Genomic DNA, 21,089 nt, shown 5'->3' on the forward strand with positions numbered 1-21,089 from the left:
CGGTGCCGTCAGATGTCGAGGAACCGCACGTCCTTGGCGTTGCGCTGGATGAACGAACGGCGCGCCTCGACGTCCTCACCCATCAGCACGCTGAACAGCTCGTCGGCGGTCGCGGCGTCGTCGAGCGTGACCTGGCGCAGCGTACGGGTGGCCGGGTTCATCGTGGTCTCCCACAGCTCGGGGTAGTTCATCTCGCCGAGGCCCTTGAACCGCTGGATGTCGTCCGGCCGGGCGTTGGGCTTCTTCTGCTGGCGCAGCGCGATCAGCCCGTCCCGCTCGCGGTCCGAGTAGGCGTACTGCGCGTCGTCGCCCTTCTTGTTCCACTTGATCTTGTAGAGCGGCGGGGCGGCCAGGTAGACGTGCCCCAGCTCGACCAGGGGCCGCATGAAGCGGAAGAGCAGGGTGAGCAGCAGCGTCTGGATGTGCTGGCCGTCGACGTCGGCGTCGGCCATCAGCACCACCTTGTGGTACCGCAGCTTCTCCATGTCGAAGTCGTCGTGGATGCCGGTGCCCAGCGCGGTGATCAGCGCCTGGACCTCGTTGTTCTTCAGCACCCGGTCGATCCGTGCCTTCTCCACGTTGAGGATCTTGCCGCGGATCGGCAGGATCGCCTGGGTCCGCGGGTCGCGCCCCTGCTTGGCCGAGCCACCGGCCGAGTCGCCCTCGACGATGAAGACCTCGGACTCGCGCGGGTCGGTGGACTGGCAGTCGGCCAGCTTGCCCGGCATCGAGCCGGACTCCAGCAGCGACTTGCGCCGGGCCAGCTTGCGCGCCTGCTGCGCGGCGATCCGGGCCCGGGCCGCCTGGGACGCCTTGGTGATGATGGTCTTGGCCTCGGCCGGGTTGCGGTCGAACCAGTCGACCAGCCACTCGTTGCAGACCCGCTGCACGAAGCTCTTGACCGGCGTGTTGCCGAGCTTGGTCTTGGTCTGCCCCTCGAACTGCGGGTTGGCCAGCTTGACCGAGATGATCGCGGCCAGGCCCTCGCGGATGTCCTCGCCGGAGAGCTTCTCGTCGCCCTTGAGCAGCTTCTTGTCGGCGCCGTAGCGGTTCACCACGCTGGTCAGCGCGGACCGGAAGCCCTCCTCGTGGGTGCCGCCCTCGTGCGTGTTGATCGTGTTCGCGAAGGTGTAGACCGACTCGCCGTACGACTCGTTCCACTGCATGGCGATCTCGACCGACATGCCCTCCTCCTCGGCCCCGAACTCGACCACCGTCTTGTGGATCGGGTTCTTCGAGGCGTTGAGGTGCCGGACGAAGTCGGCGATGCCGCCCTTGTAGCAGAAGGTGACCTCGCGCTGCCGGCCGTCCTCCTCCTCGGCGACCCGCTCGTCGAGCAGGTGGATGGTGAGACCGCGGTTGAGGAAGGCCATCTCCTGGAGGCGCCGGTAGATGGTCTGGAAGTCGAAGTCGACGGTCTCGAAGACGTCGGCGTCGGGCCAGAAGGAGACCGCCGAGCCGGTCCGGTCGGTGGTCTCGCCCTTCTCCAGCGGCGACGGCTTGGAGTTGGCGTACTGCTGGCGCCAGACGAAGCCGGACTTGTGGATCTCCACCGCCATCTTGGTGGAGAGGGCGTTCACCACCGAGACGCCGACGCCGTGCAGACCGCCGGAGACCGCGTACGCCTTGCCGTCGAACTTGCCGCCCGCGTGCAGCACGGTGAGGGCGACCTCGACACCCGGCTTCTTCAGCTTGGGGTGGAGGTCGACCGGGAAGCCACGGCCGTTGTCGGTGACCCGGACCCCGCCGTCGGCCAGCAGCACCACGTCGATGGTGTCGCAGTGGCCGGCCAGCGCCTCGTCCACGGCGTTGTCCACGACCTCCCACACGAGGTGGTGCAGACCACGTTCGCCCGTCGACCCGATGTACATGCCGGGCCGCTTGCGAACCGCCTCCAGCCCTTCCAGAACGGTGATCGACTCGGCGCCGTACTCCTGCTTGTCCTGCGCTGCCACCCTCGGCCACTTTCTCGCACCGACCGCGCCGAGGCGCGGGGGCGCGGGTTCGGCGGACAGGACGCGACGTCGGCGCGCACGGACCGGCCCCGGGAACTCCAGGTCACGGATCGCGTACGCCGGTCGCCGCGGTTGCCCGCGGATCGCGATCGGCTCAACCCGACGTGAACAATGATCAAGGGCCCCGGGGGCCCGTGTCCGTCGTTCCGTGTCGGGTCTTCGTCTCTGCGTCAATCTTACTGTGCGCGAACGACAGAACCGCCACTCGGCACCCCTGCGAGGCGTCTGAGACCTCCGTAGCCGGCCGAATCGCGCTGCCCGCGACTCCCCCTACACGCCACGGGGGGTTCGGGGGCGGCTGCCGCCCCCGGATCGGGCCGGACGGTGGGCGGCCAGGGGTCGCGCGCGAACCGGCCGTACCGTAGCTTTGCGGCGCCAGCGGTGTTGGTCTTGATCTTTTCCATCCATTACCGGGACGATCGACCCGATCGATCCGACACGTGCTCACAAGGGGTGACGCCAGATGGGGCTGGACAACGTCGCGGTGCACTGGCCGCGGACCGGCCGCTTCTACGATCCGGTCGCGCCGGCCGAGTTCGTCGATTTCGGCGAGATCGTGGACGTTCCGCAGATTTCCGCACCGACCGCCGCGCTCGCCGAACACATCGCCAAGACGGGCACGGTCCGGGCCACCGCCTACACCGAGCTGGTCGACCTGATCCTCGGGCTGGAGAATGTGCTCTACGCCACTGAGGCGGCCGCCGAGGACGAGGACCCGGTGATCGACCCGGACGGTTGCGCCTGGGTCGCCGGCGGGGTGGAGAAGTTCGTCGTCCAGCACCGGCCGTACGGTGAGGCGGTGACCTTCGAGTCGGTCAGCGAGGTGCTCCGCTCGCTGCTGGCCGACGGGCGGCTGGCCGAGCAGCAGCTGCGCTGGTTGGACAGCCGGCTGGACCGGCTGCGCGACGAGAGCGGCGACCCGCCGCAGTGGGACTTCACCTGCGCCGAGCTGGGCGTGCTCGCCGCCTTCTACCGGCGCTGCGCCGACCGCGGCTTCGCCGTCTACGCCGACGCCTGACCGGGTCGTCCGGGCCGGGCCCGCCGGCCGGATCAGGACGGTGCGCCCGACCCGGCCCGGTTGGTCGCGGCGATCACCTCGGTCAGCACGGTGTGCAGGTGCCGCAGGTCCTCGATCGGCAGTCCGAGCCGTTCGACGATCGCCGGCGGGATCCGCTCCGCGCGGTCGCGCAGGGCCACACCACTGGCGGTGAGCGTCACGGCCAGGCTCCGCTCGTCGGCGGGGTCGCGCTCCCGGCGCACGTGACCGGCGGCCTCCAGGCGCTTCAACAACGGCGACAGCGTGCCGGGGTCGAGCTGGAGCAGCCGGCTCAGCTCCCGCACCGAGAGCGGCGCGTGCTGCCACAGGGCGAGCATGACCAGGTACTGCGGATGGGTCAGGCCCATCGGCTCCAGCAGGGGCCGGTAGACGGAGACGACGCCGCGCGCGGCGACCGAGAGCGCGAAGCACACCTGCTGCTCCAACGCCAGCGGATCCCCGTCGAGCTGGTTGGGCACGGTCGACCTCCTCATCGCCATTGTCATCGTAGCAACGTTTGGTGTACCAATTGTTGGGGCACAAAGTGTCCGGGGTGGCGACGGAGAGGTCGGGCAGGCATGAGCGAGGACGGTAAGGCCGCGAAGGCACCGGGTGAAGGCGGTCGGCTCTGGGCCTGGGCCTACAAGTACCTGGCCGGCCCCGCCGAGGGGGTGCAGGGCGCCGTGCAGGGCGGGTCGACGCAGGCCCGCGAGCTGTGGAAGCAGGACCTGGAGCGGCGCAAGCAGTGGAGCCGCGAGCAGCGGGAGCGCAAGCGCGCCGCCCGCGAGGCCCGACGCGCCGGGCGCTGAGCCCGCTCAGCCGTAGGTGTCCCGCGGCCCCCGGCCGCGGACCCGACGCGGACCCCGCGACCAGGACGGCGCCGCCGGACCGTGGATGTGCAGCTTGCGCACCACGTTGTGGCCCACCTCGCCGGCGATCCGCTTGAGCAGCGACGCCGCGAGCAACCGGAGCTGGGTCGCCCAGGCGGTGGAGCGCGCCTCCACCGTCAGCTCGCCGTCCTCCAGCTTCACCGGCCGGCTGTGCTGGGCGATCTCCGCGCCGACGACCTTCTCCCAGGCGCCGAAGACGGTCGCCTCGGCGGCCGGCTGCTGCCAGCCGCGCGCCTTCATCAACCGCTCCAGCACCACACCGAGCGGCTGCGGGTCGCGCGGGTCCGGGCCCGGCCCGGAGTAGCCGCGCAGCCGCCGCTCACCGCCGCCGTCCCCGCCGGCCACGCTCCTGCGGCGGTTCTTCGCCGCCGACTCCCGGCGGGCCTTCGCCGCGTCCAGCACGGCCCGGGCCAGCTCCGGCCCGGCCACCGCGCCCGGGTCACCCGCCGGCGCTCCGCCCGCGTCGCCGCCCGCCGCCGGTCCGCCGTCGGCACCCGGCGTCCGCGCGCCGGTCGGTCCGCCGCCGGTGGCGCCGGCTCGCCGCCCCCCGGCGTCCGCGCCGCCGCCGGCCGGGCGGGCGGCGTCCGCCTCCGACCCGGTTCCGGCACCCCGGGGAGTACGCGCACCGCGCGCCCCGCCCGAGGCGGTGCGGCGCGGTCCACCCGTCGCCTTCGTCGGCTCACCGGTCCCGCCGGCGCGCTCCGGATCAGTCGACACGTCGCACCGTTCCCTCACCGACCGCGTAGCGGGTGCCGCGCAGGGTCGCCGGCACGTCGTCGTCGACGGCGCAGGTGACCAGGAGCTGTCCGGCCCCGCCGACCAGGTCGGCCAGCCGCTCCCGCCGGCCCGCGTCCAGCTCGGCGAAGACGTCGTCCAGCACCAGCACCGGCTCGATGCCGTCGGCGCGCAGCAGGTCGTACCCGGCCAGCCGCAGGGCCAGCGCGTACGACCAGCACTCGCCGTGGCTGGCGTACCCCTTGGCGGGCAGTGGGCCGAGGGTGAGGGTGAGCTCGTCGCGGTGCGGCCCGACCAGGGTGGTGCCCCGTTCGATCTCCGCCGACCGGGCTTCGGCCAGCGCGGCGGTCAACGCCTCGGCCAGCGTCGCCCGGTCGGTGGTCGGCTCGGTCAGCTCCACCGACGGCCGGTACGCGATGCCCGCCGCGCCCCGGCCGGCGGCCACCGCGTCGTACGCCTTCGCCACGTGCGGAGCGAGCGCGGCGACCAGCTCCAGCCGGCCGGCGAGCAGCTCCGCGCCGTGCTGCGCCAGGTGGGTGTCCCAGACCGCCAGGGTGGAGAGGTCACCACCGCGCGTCCCGCCCGTCTTGCGGGCCAGGTACGCGGTGCGCAGCAGGGCGTTGCGCTGCTTGACCACCCGCTCGTAGTCGGCACGCACCCCGGCGTACCGGGGCTGCCGGCTGACCAGCAGGTCGTCCAGGTAGCGGCGGCGCTCGGCGGGGTCGCCCCGGACCAGCTCCAGGTCCTCCGGAGCGAAGAGCACCAGCCGCAGCGCGCCGAGCACGTCCCGGGCCCGCCGCGCCGGTGACCGGCCCAGCCGGGCCCGGTTGGCCTTGCCGGGGACGATCTCCAGCTCGACCAGGAGCTCCCGGCCCTCGTGGACCACCGCGCAGCGGATCACCGCCGCGGTGGCGCCCATCCGGACCAGGGGGGCGTCCGTGGCGACCCGGTGCGAGTCCAGGGTCGCCACGTAGCCCAACGCCTCGACCAGGTTGGTCTTGCCGACGCCGTTGGCGCCGATCAGGACGTTCGGCCCCGGCTCCAGGTCGACGCCGACCCGCTCGTACGAACGGAAGTCGACCAGTTCGAGCCGGCGGACGTACACAGGTTGTGGATACCGCTCAGCGCTTGCGGACGGCGTGCCCACCGAACTGCTGGCGCAGCGCGGCGACGGCCTTCATCGCGGGAGAGTCGTCCTGCCGGGAGGCGAACCGGGCAAAGAGCGACGCGGTGATGACGTTCAGCGGCACGGCGAGCCGGACCGCCTCGTCGACGGTCCAGCGCCCCTCGCCGGTGTCCTCGGTGTAGCCGCTCAGCTCGGCCAGCTCCGGGTCCTCGTCGAGGGCCCGGTCGAGCAGGTCGAGCAGCCAGGAGCGGACCACGGTGCCCTCGCGCCAGGACTTGAAGACGCCCGGCACGTTGGTCACGATCTCGGACTTGGCCAGCAGCTCGTAGCCCTCGGCGTAGGCGTGCATCAGGCCGTACTCGATGCCGTTGTGCACCATCTTGGCGTAGTGGCCGGCGCCGACCGGGCCGGCGTGCACGAAGCCGAACTCGCCCTCCGGCTTGAGCGCCTGGAAGACCGGCATCAGCCGGGCGACGTGCTCCTGCGCGCCGCCGACCATCAGGCCGTACCCGTTCTGCTTGCCCCAGACGCCGCCGGAGACACCCACGTCGAGGTAGCCGATGCCGCGCTCGGCGAGCCGCTCGGCCCGGGGCGCGTCGTCGCTGAACCGCGAGTTGCCGCCGTCGATGATGATGTCGCCCTCGCCCAGCACGCCGGCGAGCTCGTCGATGGTCGCGTCGGTCACCCCGGCCGGGACCATCACCCAGACGGCGCGCGGCGACTCCAGCTTCTCGGCCAGCTCCGACAGGCTGGCGACGTCGCTCAGCTCCGCGTTGTGGTCGAAGCCGACCACCTCGTGGCCGGCCGCGCGCAACCGCTCACGCATGTTGCCGCCCATCCGGCCGAGTCCTACCAGGCCGAGCTGCATGTGCTCCTACCTCCGTGCGTCTGGGTTGTGCTGGGCGCGATCAGCGGGACACGCGGATCGGCATGATGAGGTACCGGTACCCGGGGATGACGTCCCCATCCTCGCCGGCAGGGGAAATCACCGCCGGCTTGAAGGCGTCGACGAAGGCCAGCTGCGCGTGCTGGGCGCCCAGGTTGGCCAGGCCGTCGATCAGGTACTGCGGGTTGAAGCCGATGGTCAGCGGCTCGCCGGTGAAGGTGGCCTCCATCGCCTCGCTGGCCCGCGCCTCCTCGGTGCCGCCGGCCTCGACCACGAGCCCGTCGGAGCTGAAGCTGAGCAGCACCGGGGTGGTCCGCTCGGCCACCAGGGCGACCCGCTTGACCACCTCGATCAGCGTGCTGACCGGCACCCGGGCCTCGGCGTTGTGGCTGGCCGGGAAGAGCGAGCGCACCGGCGGGTAGTTCGCCCCGTCCAGCAGTCGGCTGGTGGTGCGGCGGGTGCCGCCGGCGAAGCCGATCATGCCCTCGCCGGCCGCGCCCTGGGAGAGCGCCATGGTGACCTGGCCGCCGAGGGGGCCGAGCGCCTTGGCGGTGTCGTTCAGGGTGCGCGCCGGCACCAGGGCGTTGATGCTGATCTCGGGGTCGTCCGGGTGCCACTCCATCTCGCGCAGCGCGAGCCGGTAGCGGTCGGTGGCGAGCATGGCCAGGGTGCCGCCGGAGAGCTCGACGCGGACGCCGGTCATCATCGGCAGGGTCTCGTCCCGGCCGGCGGCCACGGCCACCTGGGCCACCGCGGCGGCGAAGGCGGCGGCGTCGACCGTGCCGGCGCTCTCCGGCATCTCCGGCAGGCTTGGGTAGTCCTCCACCGGCATGGTGGGCAGGGTGAACCGGGCGCTGCCGCAGACCAGCTCCAGGTGGGCGCCGACCGCGGCGATGTCCACCGGCTTGGCCGGCAGCGCCTTGGTGATCTCGGCGAGCAGGCGGCCGGAGACGAGGGCGGCGCCGTCGGCGTCCCCCTGCACCTCGACGGTCACCTGGCTGGAGACCTCGTAGTCGAAGCCGGAGACCTGCAGGTTGCCGTCGGTCACCCGGAGCATCACCCCGGCGAGGACCGGTACGGACGGCCGGTTGGGCAGGCTCTTCGCGGTCCAGGCCACCGCTTCGGCGAGCGCGTCGCGCTCTACTCGGAACTTCATCAATGCCTCCGCGTCGACGTCAGCGACAACTCTCTCATGCCGACCGCTGCCTGCCGTCCCGCCCGACCGTGCGGGTACCCATCGCACCTTAGGGCGCGTGGGCATCGGCTGTGCGCCCGACCCCGTGGATCCAGGTGCCCGGGCGACTGCCGACGGCAGGGGCCGGCCCGATCCACAGGAAGTCCAACGGTGGTGATTGGTTTTTGATTCTTTTAGAAGAGATAACTCATCGTCTTCTTCGCACCTGTGCAAACTGTGGAGAACCCGCGTTCGCCCAGCTCAGGAAGGTTATCCACCGGTGGGTTGGCTGTGGAGAACCGGGGGGTAAACCGGCTCGCCGCTCCACAGGCCGGGTCGTCCCCAGAGTTGTCCACGGTTGTCCACCGGTTGTCCACGGGTAATCCACCGGGTTTCTCCCCAGTGCTGTGGACAGCGCCGACGACTGTGACCGACGTCGTCCCCAGAACCTTCAACAGGCCGTGCACAGGTGGATCGTCGTCGGTGGACAACTTCACCGTCGTCCCCAGGCGTCCACAGCCTCGTCCCCAGGGTTTGTCCACAGTCTGTGGGTAACCGACCCCGGACGTAGCGTGGTTATCCACCGCCTGTGGAACAGGGGATGTGGACAACGAGGCCGCGCTGTGGACAAACATGACGCCGATCCTGGCCCCTCGACCCACTCGAGGGTCAACCGCTCGCCCCTCACCGGCGCTCCGCGGCAGAAAAAAGACGCCCGGCCGTGATCGGCCGGGCGTCCGCGTACCTCTGGTCCGGCGTCGCCGGAGTGGTGTACGACTCAGGTGTTCTGCTTGATCCGGTTGGTCAGCTCGGCGATCTGGTTGTAGAGCGAGCGCCGCTCGGCCATCTGCTGGCGGATCTTCCGGTCGGCGTGCATGACCGTGGTGTGGTCCCGGCCACCGAAGGCCTGCCCGATCCGGGGCAGCGAGAGGTCGGTCAGCTCCCGGCACAGGTACATGGCGACCTGACGGGCGTTGACCAGGACCCGCGAGCGGGAGTGCCCGCGCAGGTCCTCCAGGCTCACCCCGAAGTAGTCGGCCGTGGAGACCATGATCTGGTCCGCGGTGATCTCCGGCCCGCCCCCGTCGGGCATGAAGTCCCGCAGCACCTCCTCGGCCAGCGACAGCTCGACGTTCGACCGGGTCAGGCTGGCGAACGCCGTGACCCGGATCAACGCCCCCTCCAGCTCCCGGATCGAGTTCGACACCCGGGAGGCGATGAACTCCAGCACGTCCGGCGGGGCGTACATCCGCTCCTGCGCGGCCTTCTTCTGCAGGATCGCGATCCGGGTCTCCAGGTCCGGCGGCTGGATGTCGGCCAGCAGCCCCCACTCGAACCGGGTCCGCATCCGGTCCTCCAGCGTCGCGAGCTGGCGCGGCGACCGGTCGGAGGTGATCACGATCTGCTTGTTGGCGTTGTGCAGGGTGTTGAAGGTGTGGAAGAACTCCTCCTGGGTGCGCTCGCGGTTCTCCAGGAACTGGATGTCGTCGATCAGGAGGATGTCGACGTCGCGGTAGCGCCGCTGGAACGCCTGCGTCTTGTCGTCCCGCAGGGAGTTGATGAAGTCGTTGGTGAACTCCTCGGTCGAGACGTACCGGACCGAGCGGGCGTTGCCCAACGTCGTGGCGTAGTGCCCGATGGCGTGCAGCAGGTGGGTCTTGCCCAGCCCGGAGCTGCCGTAGATGAAGAGCGGGTTGTACGCCTTCGCCGGCGACTCGGCCACCGCGACGCTCGCCGCGTGCGCGAACCGGTTCGACGAGCCGATGACGAACGTCTCGAACATGTACTTCGGGTTGAGCCGGTTGCCGCCGCTCTCCGCGCCGCCGGGGCGGCGGTCGTCCCGCCCGCCCGGGCGGTGGTCGGCGTTGGTCCGTCCGGGACCGCTGTCCGTACCGCCGTCGCGGGCCAGGCCGCGCGGACCCTGCCCGTCCCGAGGTGGCCGGGCCTGGTCACGGTACGCGGGCTCGAAGCCGCGGGCGCCGGTGTCCGGCGGGTCGAGCCGCCCCCGCTCCTCGAAGCCCCGCCGCTCCGGTGTGGGGGGACTCACCCGCAGCGGTTCGGCGAAGGCCGCGCCGAAGAGGGTGTCCTGGCCGCCGGTCCGGCTGGCCGGGATGAGTCCGCGGTGTCCGTCGCGGTTCGGCGGCGCGGCCACCTGCTCCGGCTCGCCCGGGCGCTCGGGATACGCCGACTCCGGCTCGTCGTAGGCCGGCCGCCCGGCGGGGAAGTCGTCCCGCCCGGCCGGGAAGTCGTCGCGGGCGGGGAAGTCGTCGCGGGGGACGTCGAACTCGGCCTGGGTGGGCTCGGGGCCGCTGCGGTAGACGGTGCCGGCGGGACGGCCGGCGGCGTCCTCGGCGACCCGCACGGTGACCGCGACCTGTATCGGCCGGCCCAGCCGGCGGGTGAGCGCCTCGGTGATGGCCGGCCGCAGCCGGGACTCGATCACGTCCCGGGTGAAGGCGTCCGGGACGGAGAGCAGAGCGGTGTCCTCGACGATCGCCCGCAGCCGGGTCAGCCGCAGGTACGCGCGCTGCTGCGCGGAGATGATCTCGTCGGCGAGTTCGTCCGTCGCCGCGGTCCACACCGCGGCCAGGTCGGTCGTACCGGCCACCGTCGTGCCACCCCCTCGCCTCTGCTCCCGGCCGCCGCTGTGATCCAGTCGACCGTTCCGGGCCCGCCACCGCGTTCGAGCGGGTGGTGCCTCACCCACCGGGCGACTCGGCGACCGGCATCCACAAGTTATCCACAGCCTGTGTGTACCGACCGATTGTGCCGCCCGCTGGACGCGGGTCGGACCTGCCCCCCTTGTCCGGGGGAGCGCTGAAGCGGGTTCACCGTGCCGAACGATTCACGGCCCTGTCCGGTCTTGCCCACCGGCGACAACCCGGACCGAAGACGCTGACCGCAATCGGGCACGGTAACAGCGACGACCCGGCACCATCAACCGCCGACCCTCCGCGCTTCTTGTCGGCATCAGTGAAAACCGCCGGTTCGGTCGGGGTCGCGGCCCCGCGTGTACCGTCGAGGACCTGTTTGACGGTCATTGCCCCCCTGCGTAGGCTGGAGCGGCTGCTCTGTGGCCCTCTGCTAGGGTGATGGGTGCTTGCTGTCCGCGGTCGCATCCCCGCCTCGCTGAGGTTCCGCACCGTCGGGCAGCACGATCGGAGGCCGCCGCCGAAGGTGGCCCGGACCACCACACGACCCCGGCGATCCCGCGCCGCGGGCGCACGAAAACGGAGAGCCTGACGTGAGCAAGCGCACCTACCAGCCGAACAACCGCCGGCGCGCGAAGACCCACGGCTTCCGGCTGCGCATGCGCACCCGTGCCGGCCGTGCCATCCTCGCGACCCGCCGCTCCAAGGGCCGTACCCGCCTGTCGGCCTGAGGCCGACCGGTCCGGTCCGGGGACGTGGGCAGTCGTGCTGACGGCCGCACAGCGACTGCGGCGCAGCAACGACTTCGCCGCAGCGGTCCGGGGTGGTCGACGCGCCGGTCGTGGCGCGGTCGTCGTCCACCTGACCCTGCCGGCGACCCTCGAGTCCACCGCGACAACCTCGCCGGAGCCGGCGCGGGTCAGCGGCACGGAGACGATCTCCACGCCGACCCGCGCCGGCTTCGTCGTGTCCAAGGCCGTCGGCCCCGCCGTGGTCCGTAACAAGGTCCGGCGGCGGCTGCGGCACCTGGTCCGTGAGCGCCTGGCCGAGCTGCCGGAGGGGAGCACCCTGGTGGTACGCGCCCTGCCCGCCGCGGCCGAGGCGGCGTACCCCCGGTTGGGGGCCGACCTGGACGCGGCCATCGCGGCCGCGCGGGCGCCCCGGGGGCGGCGGTCCCGGTGAGCGGCGGACCTGCCGCGCCGCGGCCGACGAGCCCGGGTGCCCGAGTGCTGAGTGGCCCCATCATCGCGTACCGTCGTTGGATAAGCCCGGCGCTGCCGGCCCGCTGTCGGTTCTACCCGTCGTGCAGTGCGTACGCCCTGGAGGCGGTGGCCGGGCACGGCGCGCTCCGGGGAGCCGGCCTGACGGTCGGGCGGTTGTTGCGCTGCCACCCCTTCCACCCTGGTGGACATGACCCGGTGCCGGAGCCGGGCGGTCGCCGCCGTGCCGATGTGACTGGAGCCTGAGAGTGGATTTTAGTCTCGACTGGATCTACTACGCGATCTCGTGGATCCTGCTGACCTGGCACTCGGCCTGGGACGCCATCGGCGTGCCGGTCGACGCGGTCATCGGCACGAACTGGGCCTGGATCCTGGCCATCATCTTCCTGGTGGTCACCGTCCGGGTGATCCTCTTCCCGGTCTTCGTCAAGCAGATCAAGTCGCAGCGGGCGATGCAGGCGCTCCAGCCCAAGGTCAAGGAGCTGCAGGAGAAGCACAAGGGTGACCGGGAGACGCTCCAGAAGGAGATGATGGAGCTCTACCGGAAGGAAAAGGCCAACCCGCTGATGGGCTGCCTTCCGATGTTCCTCCAGATCCCCGTCTTCCTCGGCCTCTTCCACGTGCTCCGCCGGCTCGACCCGGCCAAGGAGAGCAAGACCCTCTACGGCTGGACCGTCGACCAGTTCGAGAGCGCCTCCGCCGCCAAGATCTTCACCGCGCCGATCGCCGGCAAGTTCGGCTCCACCGCCGACGAGTTGGCCCGCCTCGGCGCCAACGGCACCACGGTCAAGGTCATCGCCGGCATCCTCGTGCTGGTCATGATGGGCACCACATACCTGACCAGCCGCCAGATGATCCTCAAGACCGGCTGGGCGGAGGACCCGCAGCAGCGGATGGTGCAGCGACTGATGCTCTACGGCATCCCCCTGTCGCTGCTGATCTCCGGCGCGATCTTCCCGATCGGTGTGATCATCTACTGGGTCATCAACAACCTCTTCACCCTCGGTCAGCAGCAGTGGGTGCTGCGCAAGTTCCCGCCCCTGGTGACCAACACCAAGGTCGGCAGCGGCGCGCCCCGCAACCCGGTGCAGCCGGCGAAGACCGGCGGCTTCCTCAACCGCGCCAAGCCGGCCGCGCAGGTGCCGGCCAAGCCCGTCGCGCCGAAGGTCGCCGGGCCAAAGCCGGGTGCGAAGCCGGTCAACCCGAAGAAGGGCCGGCCCGCCAAGCGGCAGGGCTGACCCACCGGGCCGCCGTCGGGACCACCGGCGGCGGCCTTCCGGCACTGCGCAGCCGCCGTACGGTCGGCGCCGGGCCGGAACTGCCGCGCCAGGCGCGGTCACGGGCGAAACTGCCCGTACAGACGTGCCCGTGGGCACCGGCCTTCTCCCGCCGGCACCCCGGGAAACCAGCGGACCCGACGGTCCGGCCGAGCGAGTACGGAGATGACACCGTGACCGAGACCAGCATCCCCAGCGCGGAACCGTCCCTCGACGAGGAGAACGTGCCGACCTCCGCCCTCGACGGCGAGGACGAGGCCGAGCAGAACGACACCGAGTCGACCGGCAAGGAGAAGAAGGCCGCCGGCGAGGGCGAGCTCTTCGCGCAGAGCGAGATCGCCGCGGACTACATCGAGGGCCTGCTCGACATCCTCGACTACGACGGGGACATCGACGAGCTGGTCTCCGGCGGTCGTCCGGTCGTCGAGGTGGTCGGCGGCCGGTTGCAGAACCTCGTCGGTCAGCGGGGCGCCACCCTGGAGGCGCTCCAGGAGCTGGCCCGGCTGGCGGTGTTCCGCCAGACCGGCGCGCCGAGCCGGCTGCTGCTCGACGTCGGCGGCTACCGGGCCACCCGGCGCAAGGAGTTGGCCGCGGTGGCCAAGAACGCGGTGGAGAAGGTCAAGGAGCACGGCGAGTCGGTCCGGCTCGAGCCGATGTCCGCCTTCGAGCGCAAGTGCGTGCACGACGTGGTCAATGCCATGAGCGGCGTGGAGAGCGAGTCCGAGGGTGTCGAGCCGAACCGGCGCATCATCGTCCGGCCGGCGGACTGACCTGGTGACACACGACGACATCACGGCGGCTGCCGAATCCGGCCCGGGTGGCACGCCGCCCGGGCCGGCCCCTGTCCGCCCGCTTCCCTCGCCTGAGGACGCCGCCCTGCCGCCCGCGCTGGCGCCGGCGGCGCAGGCGCTCTTCGGTGACCGGCTCGACCTCGCCGCCGCGTACGCGGAACTTCTCGCCACCGACGGCGTGGTCCGCGGCCTGATCGGTCCGCGGGAGGCGCCGCGAATCTGGGACCGGCACCTGCTCAACTGCGCGGCGGTCGCGGAGCGGATCCCGGAGGGCGCCACGGTCATCGACGTCGGGTCCGGTGCCGGCCTGCCCGGCGTGGTCCTGGCGATCGCCCGACCCGACCTCACGGTGACCCTGGTCGAGCCGCTCGCCCGGCGCACCTCGTTCCTGGTCGAGGCGGTACAGCATCTCGGCCTGGCCAGGACGGTCCGGGTGTTCCGGGGCCGGGCCGACGAGGCGGCGTCCGGGGAGACCGGCACCGGCCCGTTCAGCGCGGACGTCGTCACCGCCCGGGCGGTCGCTCCGCTGGACCGGCTGGCCACCTGGTGCCTCCCCCTCGCGGTGCCCAGAGGTCGACTCCTCGCGCTGAAGGGCTCCTCGGCCGCCGACGAGATCGCCGAACACGCCGAGGTGGTCACCCGACTCGGTGGCGGTGAGCCGAGCGTGCACCTCTGCGGCGAGGGGCTCATCGACCCGCCGACGACCGTGGTGGAGGTCGTACGGGAGCGGGTGGTGCGACCGCCGTCGGTCAAGAAGGCGCCGAAGCGGTCGCGTGGCGGCCGCAGGCAGGGTCGCTGACGGCCTCCCACCGGCCGCGCAGGGTGTCGGACGCGACGAGAACGGAGATGGACCCGCCGTGCCCGTCCCCCGTAGGCTGGCCGCGCGTCGATAGTGTGGGGCGGGCGGTTCCCGACCGCTCCCGCCGGGCCGTACGCCTCCGCGGTGTGAGCGCGCGTGCGACCAGTTGACGGGTGCGGACCGACCATCCGGAGCGGGCAGGGATGACAGGTGCATGACGACGACAGGTACGACGATCCACGATTGATCCGCCCCGAGGGCCTGGCCCCCGGCGCGGACGGCGTTTCACGTGAAACCGAGCCCCGATTCCGGGCGCCCGGCGACCAGTCGGAACCGACCGCGACCCGCGCCCCGGACTGCGAGCCCGTCGTGCACCGTGACCCACCGACGGTGGGCGCCGCACGTCCCGGCCCCCAGTCGCGCTCTCCGCTCCCGCCCCTCGACGCCGTCGCTCGACCGGCCAACGTGCCCGCGGACCGCTCGGGCCCGACCCGCCGCAACTCCGGGTCGCCCTCGCGATTCGAGCCGGGCACCGGGGGCAACGTTCCGACGCCCGTGCCGCAACAGCCGCAGCCGAACGCGGTGCCCGACGCCCTGCCCCGGGAACCGGTGCGCGCCGACAAGCCGAGCCCCGCCTCTGGGGCCTCGGCCGTCGACCCGACCGGTCCCACGTACGTTTCACGTGAAACCCCGACGCGCGAAGAGGATGACCCACCGTTGGCTATGGAGGCGATGCGCGCCGTGCAGATCCTTAATCCGAGTGGCGAGGTGAGCATGCCCCGTCCGGAACGGACCCGGGTGATGTCCGTCGCCAACCAGAAGGGCGGCGTGGGCAAGACCACGACCACGGTGAACCTGGCAGTGGCGCTGGCCCTGCACGGCAACCGGGTGCTCGTGGTCGACCTCGACCCGCAGGGCAACGCCTCCACCGGGCTGAACGTCCCGCACCACACCGGGGTGCCGGACGTCTACGACTGCCTGATCAACAGCGTGCCGCTGGAGGAGGTGGCGCAGGAGGTCGAGGGCATCCCCAACCTCTGGTGCGTGCCCGCCACCATCGACCTGGCCGGCGCGGAGATCGAGTTGGTGTCGGTGGTCGCCCGCGAGTCCCGGCTGGCCCGGGCCATCGCCGCCTACCCGGGGCACTTCGACTACGTCTTCATCGACTGCCCGCCCTCGCTCGGCCTCCTGACGGTCAACGCGCTGGTGGCCGCGCAGGAGGTGCTGATCCCCATCCAGTGCGAGTACTACGCGCTGGAGGGGCTGAACCAGCTGATCAACAACATCAACCTGGTCCGCCAGCACCTGAACCCGGCGCTCGAGGTCTCCACGATCCTGCTCACCATGTACGACCGGCGCACCCGGCTCGCCGACGCGGTCGAGCAGGACGTCCGGAACCACTTCGGTGACAAGGTCCTCCAGGCGGTCATTCCGCGCAACGTCCGCGTCTCCGAGGCACCCAGCTACGGCCAGTCGGTGATGACCTACGATCCCGGATCACGAGGCGCCACGAGCTACTTCGAGGCTGCCCTGGAGATCGCCGAGCGCGGCGTCAAGGAGCCGGTGAGCCGGAATGCGTAGTGCGGAAAAGTCGCTGGGAGGCGTCGCATGAAGAACCGTCCCCGTGGCGGTCTGGGTCGAGGACTCGGGGCGCTCATCCCGACCAGCCCGGTGCAGGAGGCGCCGACGAGCGTTGTCTCGCCGGCCGAGGTCGACGACGCGCACCCGACGGTGGAGACGCACGCCGTGGCCCCGCCGGTGACGGCGGTGTCGGTCGAGCCGGAGCCGGAGCTGAGCCCGGTACCGGGTGCCCGCTTCGCCGAGATCCCGGTCGACGCGATCCTGCCCAACCCGAAGCAGCCCCGGCAGGTCTTCGACGAGGAGGCCCTGGAGGAGCTGAAGACCTCCATCCGGGAGGTGGGCTTCCTCCAGCCGATCGTCGTACGCCAGCTCGACGGCGAGAAGTACGAACTGGTGATGGGTGAGCGCCGGTGGCGGGCCGCTCAGGCGGTGGGCCGGGAGAACATCCCGGCAATCGTCCGGGACACCAAGGACGACGCGATGCTCCGGGACGCGCTCCTGGAGAACATCCACCGGGCCAACCTGAACCCGCTGGAAGAGGCCGCCGCGTACCAGCAGCTGCTGGAGGAGTTCGGGGCGACCCACGAGGAGTTGGCGCGACGCATCGGTCGGAGCCGGCCGCAGATCTCCAACACCATCCGACTGCTGAACCTGCCGGCTCAGGTGCAGCGCCGGGTGGCGGCCGGCGTGCTCTCCGCCGGGCACGCCCGGGCGCTGCTGAGCCTCGACGAGCCGGAGGCGCAGGAACAACTCGCCCTCCGCATCGTCGCCGAGGGGCTGTCGGTCCGGGCGACCGAGGAGATCGTGGCGTTGGCGCTCAGCGAGGGACCGGCGAAGACTCCGGCCAAGCGCCGGACCAAGGCGCACGCCCCGGCGCTGACCGACCTGGCCGACCGCCTCTCCGACCGGTTCGACACCCGGGTGAAGGTGGACATCGGCCGGAGCAAGGGCAAGATCACCATCGAGTTCGCCACGGTCGACGACCTGGAGCGGATCGTCGGCATCATCGGTGTCGAGCAGGAGGAGCCCGAGGGCTGATCCTCCCTACCCGTTGTCGGCACCGGCCGCGTCCTCCTCAGGGGGCGCGGCCGGTCTGCTTCTCGGACCTTCCGCCTGGACGAGATTGTGTGGCCCCGCCCGCGCTTGGGCGTCCCGGCGGCCGGGTCGGCCAGGCTGTTGCGAATCAGGTCACCAGGAGTGCGGCGGTTTCACGTGAAACGCTCCGGCAGAGCCGGCGGGGTAGCCCGACATCTCGGGTCCCCTGACGGCGGTTCCAACGGTGCCGTCACCTGTCTTCCCCTCGGCAGGACTGCGGGCACGTCGCTAGGGCGATCGGTTCGAGTCAGGCGATAGCGCCCCGCCGGTACGTGGGACGTGACGTGTCCAGCCGTCCTCGCTGCGGCATACCGCTTCCGCCCGCTCAGAAGCCTGCTGAGCGACCCCCAGGCCGCAGGGTTGGGGCAGGACCTCCTCGCCGCCGACAGGCGACCCAGGACCCTCCCACTGAAATCAGTCCTGGCGCGGCGACGGCAGCCCGATCCGGGTGTGGCCCTTCCCCGGCTACCTGGCGGCAGATGGCGGTTGGTTCGGCGTTGGATCGTTCGGACGCGTTCGCTGCTTCTCTTCGTTTCACGTGGAACAGGGCGGGGCGAGCGATCTCTGGCGCGGGCGAGCGGAGGGGGAGAGAGGCCGCAAGAGGGCGCAGATGGTGGAGCCGCGCCTATGGACACCGGCCCGCGCGGGCGAGGGCGCAGAGGGTGCCGCGGCTGTGGACACCGGCCCCCTCTGCCCGATGGTGGCGCTGGGACCGCCTCCGGACCGACCCTCGCTCACCCCGCCGTCTGAGGTGGCGGCCGCTTCGCTGCCGGCCCACTTTTCGGTCTGCCAGGTCTGTGCCCCTCTCGGCCGTCCAGCGGCCCCGAGCTGACCCGGGTGCTCCCCCTTGTCATTACCGCCCCAGGTGGCGCTGTCGCCCGCTCCGCTCCTGCGGCGAGGGCTAGCGCCTGGCTCCGACCTTGTCCCGAGCGGCGACGTCACCACGGTTCACTCCTGCTCCCCGAGCGGCAATCTCGGTGGGTGCCGTGCGGCGCCCCTGTCCGAGCTGCGGCCCGGAGGCCGGCGCGAACGGTCGCGACGAGCCGTGCGACTTCGTGGTGCGGCGCCGCCGGGACAGGACGAGGACTTTTCGTCGTTTCACGTGGAACCAGGCCGGCCGGTGGCCTCTCCGGCGCGCACCCGGGTTCCAGGCCGCGCTGGCCGCCGCCCAAGGGCCTCCGCCCACTCGCTCCCGGCCTCCTGGCGACTGGCCGGCTCGCCCTGCCCCGGTCCGCCGGCTCGGTCCGCGGCTCGGCCCGCCGGCGGCCCGCCGGCTCGGCACGGCCCGGGTTCGCACGCATGCCCGCACGCCGCCCTCGCCCGCACGACCTCACCACGCCCCGCCCCGTCCACTCAGGCGTAGCCGGCCGCCCTGCTCACCTCGACCCAACCGCTCACCGCTGACCCCGGTTCACCAACTCGTCGCACGCCGTCTCCGCCCGGCGGGAGAGCTTCCCGTCGACAGAACTGCCGCCCGAGGCAGCAGCCGAGCGCCCTGCCGGTCGTTAGGAGAGACGGGCCTGGGAACCCTGTGACGAACGTTGTGGAGGAGCCGCATGGTTATCCACAGGCCTTGTCCACAGGCACCCCCCGTTTCACGTGAAACCGCGCGTAAAACAGTGCCCTGACCTGTGGATGACGGGGTGTGTTGGTGATCTCATCAGCCTGTGGACAACCTCGCCCCGACGCCCGCCGACCGCTCTCCGTGAGCCCTCGGAACCGCATGGGGCGACCTCATGATCGCCCCTCCTCAGGGAGGGACAGCGGTCGCTCACTCGGTTAGGGTCAGCGTCGTGCACGACACCCCTCCCTCAGTCCCGGACTTCACCCAGTGGCCCTCGTTCCCCTTCGAGGGCGACCTCCGCGTCAAGCACCTCGAGGATCCGGTCCCGGTCGAGCCTCCCCGCAAGGGTGAGGGGCACCGGGAATGCACCGCCTGCAACGCCCCGGACGACGCCTACATCTGGGTGGGCGAGCGATGGCGGGTTCGCGCCATGGACCGGCCGACCGGCCTGCCGATGGTGCTGATCCTGGAATCCCGCTCCCACCTCGACCTGGGCGATCTGCCCAACCTGCTCGCCGCCGAGCTCGGCGTGATGACGGTACGACTGGAGCGCGCCATCCGGTCGCTGGACGGCGTCGCCCGGGTCCACGTGAACCGCTGGGGTGACGGCTCCGCCCACCTCCACATGTGGTTCCTGGCCCGCCCGTACGGCCGGCTCCAGTTGCGCGGGACCTTCCTCTCCCTCTGGGACTCGATCCTCCCGCCCATCTCTGAAGCTCAGTGGCGGGAGAACCTGGCCCTGGTCGCCGCCTGGCTGGCGGAGTTCGGCGGGCGTCCGCTGGCCGAACCACCCCGCATCCAGTGGCAGGCGCCGTCGAGCTTCTCCGCGCAGTCGTCCGCGCAGGCGGCCGCTGCCGAAGAGGAGCCCGTCTCGGTGATCGAGGCGGACGAGGAGATCCCGGTACCGGCGGACGACGAGGGCGACACCCGGGACGCCTCCGACACCGGTAGCACCGAGACCGATCCCGAGGACGACGCCGACCCCGACGGCCACGCCGAATCCGAGGACCACGCCGAGAGCGAGAACGCCGGCGGGACCGAGGACGCCGACGAGGCCGAAGAGGCCGACCGGGACACCGGGGACGAGGCCGACGACGCCAGCAGCATCGAGGATGCCGGGAACGAGGAGCGGGCGCCGATCCCGGACGGCGGTTCGACCCGCTAGCCCCGACGGGCCGGCCCGGAGTCCTCGACGCCCGGGCCGGTCGCGTGGGTCGGCCGCGCGGCCACCGCCGGCGGGAGACGCGTCAGGAGCGGCGGGCGGCGGCCCGACCGACCAGCGTCCCGAGCACCCGCCCGAAGTCCAGGCCGGCGGCCTGGATCGCCAGCGGCAGCAGCGACGTCTCCGTCATGCCCGGGGACACGTTGAGCTCCAGCACGTGTGGCCTGCCGTCGGAGTCGACGATCAGGTCCACCCGGGAGAGGTCGCGCAGCCCCAGCGCGCTGTGCGCGGCGAGGGCCACCTCGGCGACCGTGCCGGCGACGGCCGGGTCCAGCCGGGCCGGCGCGTGCCAGGTGGTCCGGCCGGCCGTGTAGCGCGCCGCGTAGTCGTACACGCCGTTGCGCGGCACGATCTCCACCGGCGGCAGGGCCTGCGGCCCGTCACCCAGGTCGACCACGGAGACCGCCACGTCCATGCCGGGCACGTACCGCTCGACCAGCGCGGTCGAGTCGTACGCGAAGCAGCCGACCATGGCGGCCGGGAGTGCCGCGGCGTCCCGGACCACGGCGGCGCCCAGGCCCGACCCGCCCTGCGCGGGCTTCACCATCAGTGGCAGGCCCAGCCGGTCGACGATCCGGTCCAGCACCGCCACCGCACCCAGCTCGGAGAAGCGGTCGTGCGGCAGGGCCACCCAGTCGGGCGTGGGGATGCCGTTCTCGCGGAGCACCGCCTTGGCCGACGGCTTGTCCCAGGCCAGCCGGGAGGCGCGGGCGTCGCAGCCGACGTACGGAACCCCGCAGAGGTCGAGGACGCCGCGCAGCGAACCGTCCTCCCCGGTCGCGCCGTGCAGCGCGATCACCACCGCGTCCGGCGGATCGGCGGCCAGCGCGGGGAGCAGCGCCACGTCGGCGTCCCGCAGCTCCGCCTCCACCCCGACCGCGCGCAGCGCGTCGAGCACCCGGCGGCCGGAGCGCAGCGAGACGTCCCGTTCGTACGAGAGCCCACCGGCGAGCACCAGCACGTGCAGGTCGGTGATGGCGGCAGGGTCGGTCACGAGGGATCGCTCGGCGGAGGTGACAGCCATCCC

General features: G+C 72.0%; 18 protein-coding genes and 1 pseudogene. 11 read left to right on the forward strand and 8 right to left on the reverse strand.

All coding sequences use genetic code 11. The annotated features are described in order from the left end of the window. Positions 1-8 precede the first annotated feature (8 nt). Positions 9-1,955 carry a DNA topoisomerase (ATP-hydrolyzing) subunit B gene (gene gyrB, locus AC5L3Z_RS11635; protein WP_494841554.1) on the reverse strand — a complete coding sequence of 649 codons (1,947 nt, stop codon included), beginning with the start codon at positions 1,953-1,955 and terminating at the stop codon, positions 9-11. Between the two features lie 523 nt (positions 1,956-2,478). On the opposite strand from gyrB, the gene AC5L3Z_RS11640 reads away from it, so the two are divergent. Beyond that, positions 2,479-3,033, forward strand: coding sequence for a hypothetical protein (locus AC5L3Z_RS11640; RefSeq protein ID WP_494841555.1), 555 nt, complete (start codon positions 2,479-2,481; stop codon positions 3,031-3,033). 32 nt (positions 3,034-3,065) lie between these two features. Here the strand turns inward: AC5L3Z_RS11640 and AC5L3Z_RS11645 are convergent, their stop codons facing one another. Next, positions 3,066-3,545, reverse strand: a complete 480-nt coding sequence (locus tag AC5L3Z_RS11645; RefSeq protein WP_494841556.1) for a MarR family winged helix-turn-helix transcriptional regulator — start codon at positions 3,543-3,545, stop codon at positions 3,066-3,068. Positions 3,546-3,629: 84 nt separating this feature from the next. On the opposite strand from AC5L3Z_RS11645, the gene AC5L3Z_RS11650 reads away from it, so the two are divergent. After that, the gene (locus AC5L3Z_RS11650) at positions 3,630-3,860 is read left to right on the forward strand and encodes a hypothetical protein (RefSeq protein ID WP_334529194.1); all 231 of its coding nucleotides are present in this window, start codon (positions 3,630-3,632) and stop codon (positions 3,858-3,860) included. Between the two features lie 6 nt (positions 3,861-3,866). Here AC5L3Z_RS11650 and AC5L3Z_RS11655 read toward each other — a convergent pair. From AC5L3Z_RS11655 to dnaA, 5 genes and pseudogenes are all read right to left on the reverse strand, one after another. Then, positions 3,867-4,439 (reverse strand): annotated as a pseudogene (locus AC5L3Z_RS11655) (DciA family protein); the annotation flags it as partial. A gap of 208 nt (positions 4,440-4,647) precedes the next feature. Next, positions 4,648-5,781, reverse strand: coding sequence for a DNA replication/repair protein RecF (gene recF / locus AC5L3Z_RS11660; protein ID WP_494841557.1), 1,134 nt, complete (start codon positions 5,779-5,781; stop codon positions 4,648-4,650). Between the two features lie 16 nt (positions 5,782-5,797). Beyond that, complete coding sequence (gnd, locus tag AC5L3Z_RS11665) at positions 5,798-6,670, reverse strand: phosphogluconate dehydrogenase (NAD(+)-dependent, decarboxylating) (protein ID WP_494841558.1); 873 nt, start codon at positions 6,668-6,670, stop codon at positions 5,798-5,800. Between the two features lie 40 nt (positions 6,671-6,710). After that, positions 6,711-7,844: a DNA polymerase III subunit beta gene (gene dnaN / locus AC5L3Z_RS11670; RefSeq protein WP_494841559.1), complete on the reverse strand. Its 1,134-nt coding sequence runs from the start codon at positions 7,842-7,844 to the stop codon at positions 6,711-6,713. A 796-nt stretch (positions 7,845-8,640) separates the two neighbouring features. Then, a complete protein-coding gene (dnaA, locus tag AC5L3Z_RS11675) occupies positions 8,641-10,569 on the reverse strand; it encodes a chromosomal replication initiator protein DnaA (protein WP_494841560.1) in 1,929 nt (642 codons plus the stop codon). Positions 10,570-11,106: 537 nt separating this feature from the next. Here dnaA and rpmH point away from each other — a divergent pair. The 9 genes from rpmH to AC5L3Z_RS11720 all read left to right on the forward strand — a co-directional run bounded on the left by rpmH (position 11,107) and on the right by AC5L3Z_RS11720 (position 20,005). Then, on the forward strand, positions 11,107-11,244 hold the full coding sequence (gene rpmH, locus AC5L3Z_RS11680; protein WP_320068331.1) for a 50S ribosomal protein L34: 138 nt from the start codon (positions 11,107-11,109) through the stop codon (positions 11,242-11,244). Between the two features lie 34 nt (positions 11,245-11,278). Next, entirely contained in the window at positions 11,279-11,695 is a 417-nt protein-coding gene (gene rnpA / locus AC5L3Z_RS11685; protein ID WP_494841561.1) for a ribonuclease P protein component, read from the forward strand. After that, entirely contained in the window at positions 11,692-11,979 is a 288-nt protein-coding gene (gene yidD, locus AC5L3Z_RS11690; RefSeq protein ID WP_494841562.1) for a membrane protein insertion efficiency factor YidD, read from the forward strand. Before rnpA ends, yidD begins: the two co-directional genes overlap by 4 nt. A 2-nt stretch (positions 11,980-11,981) precedes the next feature. Beyond that, positions 11,982-12,971 carry a membrane protein insertase YidC gene (yidC, locus tag AC5L3Z_RS11695; protein ID WP_494841563.1) on the forward strand — a complete coding sequence of 330 codons (990 nt, stop codon included), beginning with the start codon at positions 11,982-11,984 and terminating at the stop codon, positions 12,969-12,971. A gap of 212 nt (positions 12,972-13,183) precedes the next feature. Continuing rightward, the gene (locus tag AC5L3Z_RS11700; protein WP_494841564.1) at positions 13,184-13,780 is read left to right on the forward strand and encodes a Jag family protein; all 597 of its coding nucleotides are present in this window, start codon (positions 13,184-13,186) and stop codon (positions 13,778-13,780) included. Between the two features lie 118 nt (positions 13,781-13,898). Further along, positions 13,899-14,600, forward strand: coding sequence for a 16S rRNA (guanine(527)-N(7))-methyltransferase RsmG (gene rsmG, locus AC5L3Z_RS11705; RefSeq protein ID WP_494841696.1), 702 nt, complete (start codon positions 13,899-13,901; stop codon positions 14,598-14,600). A gap of 210 nt (positions 14,601-14,810) precedes the next feature. Continuing rightward, on the forward strand, positions 14,811-16,181 hold the full coding sequence (locus tag AC5L3Z_RS11710) for a ParA family protein (RefSeq protein WP_494841565.1): 1,371 nt from the start codon (positions 14,811-14,813) through the stop codon (positions 16,179-16,181). 27 nt (positions 16,182-16,208) lie between these two features. Beyond that, the gene (locus AC5L3Z_RS11715) at positions 16,209-17,219 is read left to right on the forward strand and encodes a ParB/RepB/Spo0J family partition protein (RefSeq protein WP_494841566.1); all 1,011 of its coding nucleotides are present in this window, start codon (positions 16,209-16,211) and stop codon (positions 17,217-17,219) included. A 1,850-nt stretch (positions 17,220-19,069) separates the two neighbouring features. Further along, positions 19,070-20,005, forward strand: a complete 936-nt coding sequence (locus AC5L3Z_RS11720) for a hypothetical protein (RefSeq protein WP_494841567.1) — start codon at positions 19,070-19,072, stop codon at positions 20,003-20,005. A gap of 82 nt (positions 20,006-20,087) precedes the next feature. Here AC5L3Z_RS11720 and AC5L3Z_RS11725 read toward each other — a convergent pair whose 3' ends face one another. Next, complete coding sequence (locus tag AC5L3Z_RS11725; RefSeq protein ID WP_494841568.1) at positions 20,088-21,086, reverse strand: D-alanine--D-alanine ligase family protein; 999 nt, start codon at positions 21,084-21,086, stop codon at positions 20,088-20,090. Positions 21,087-21,089: the final 3 nt, after the last annotated feature.

This window comes from Micromonospora sp. LZ37, assembly GCF_059359015.1.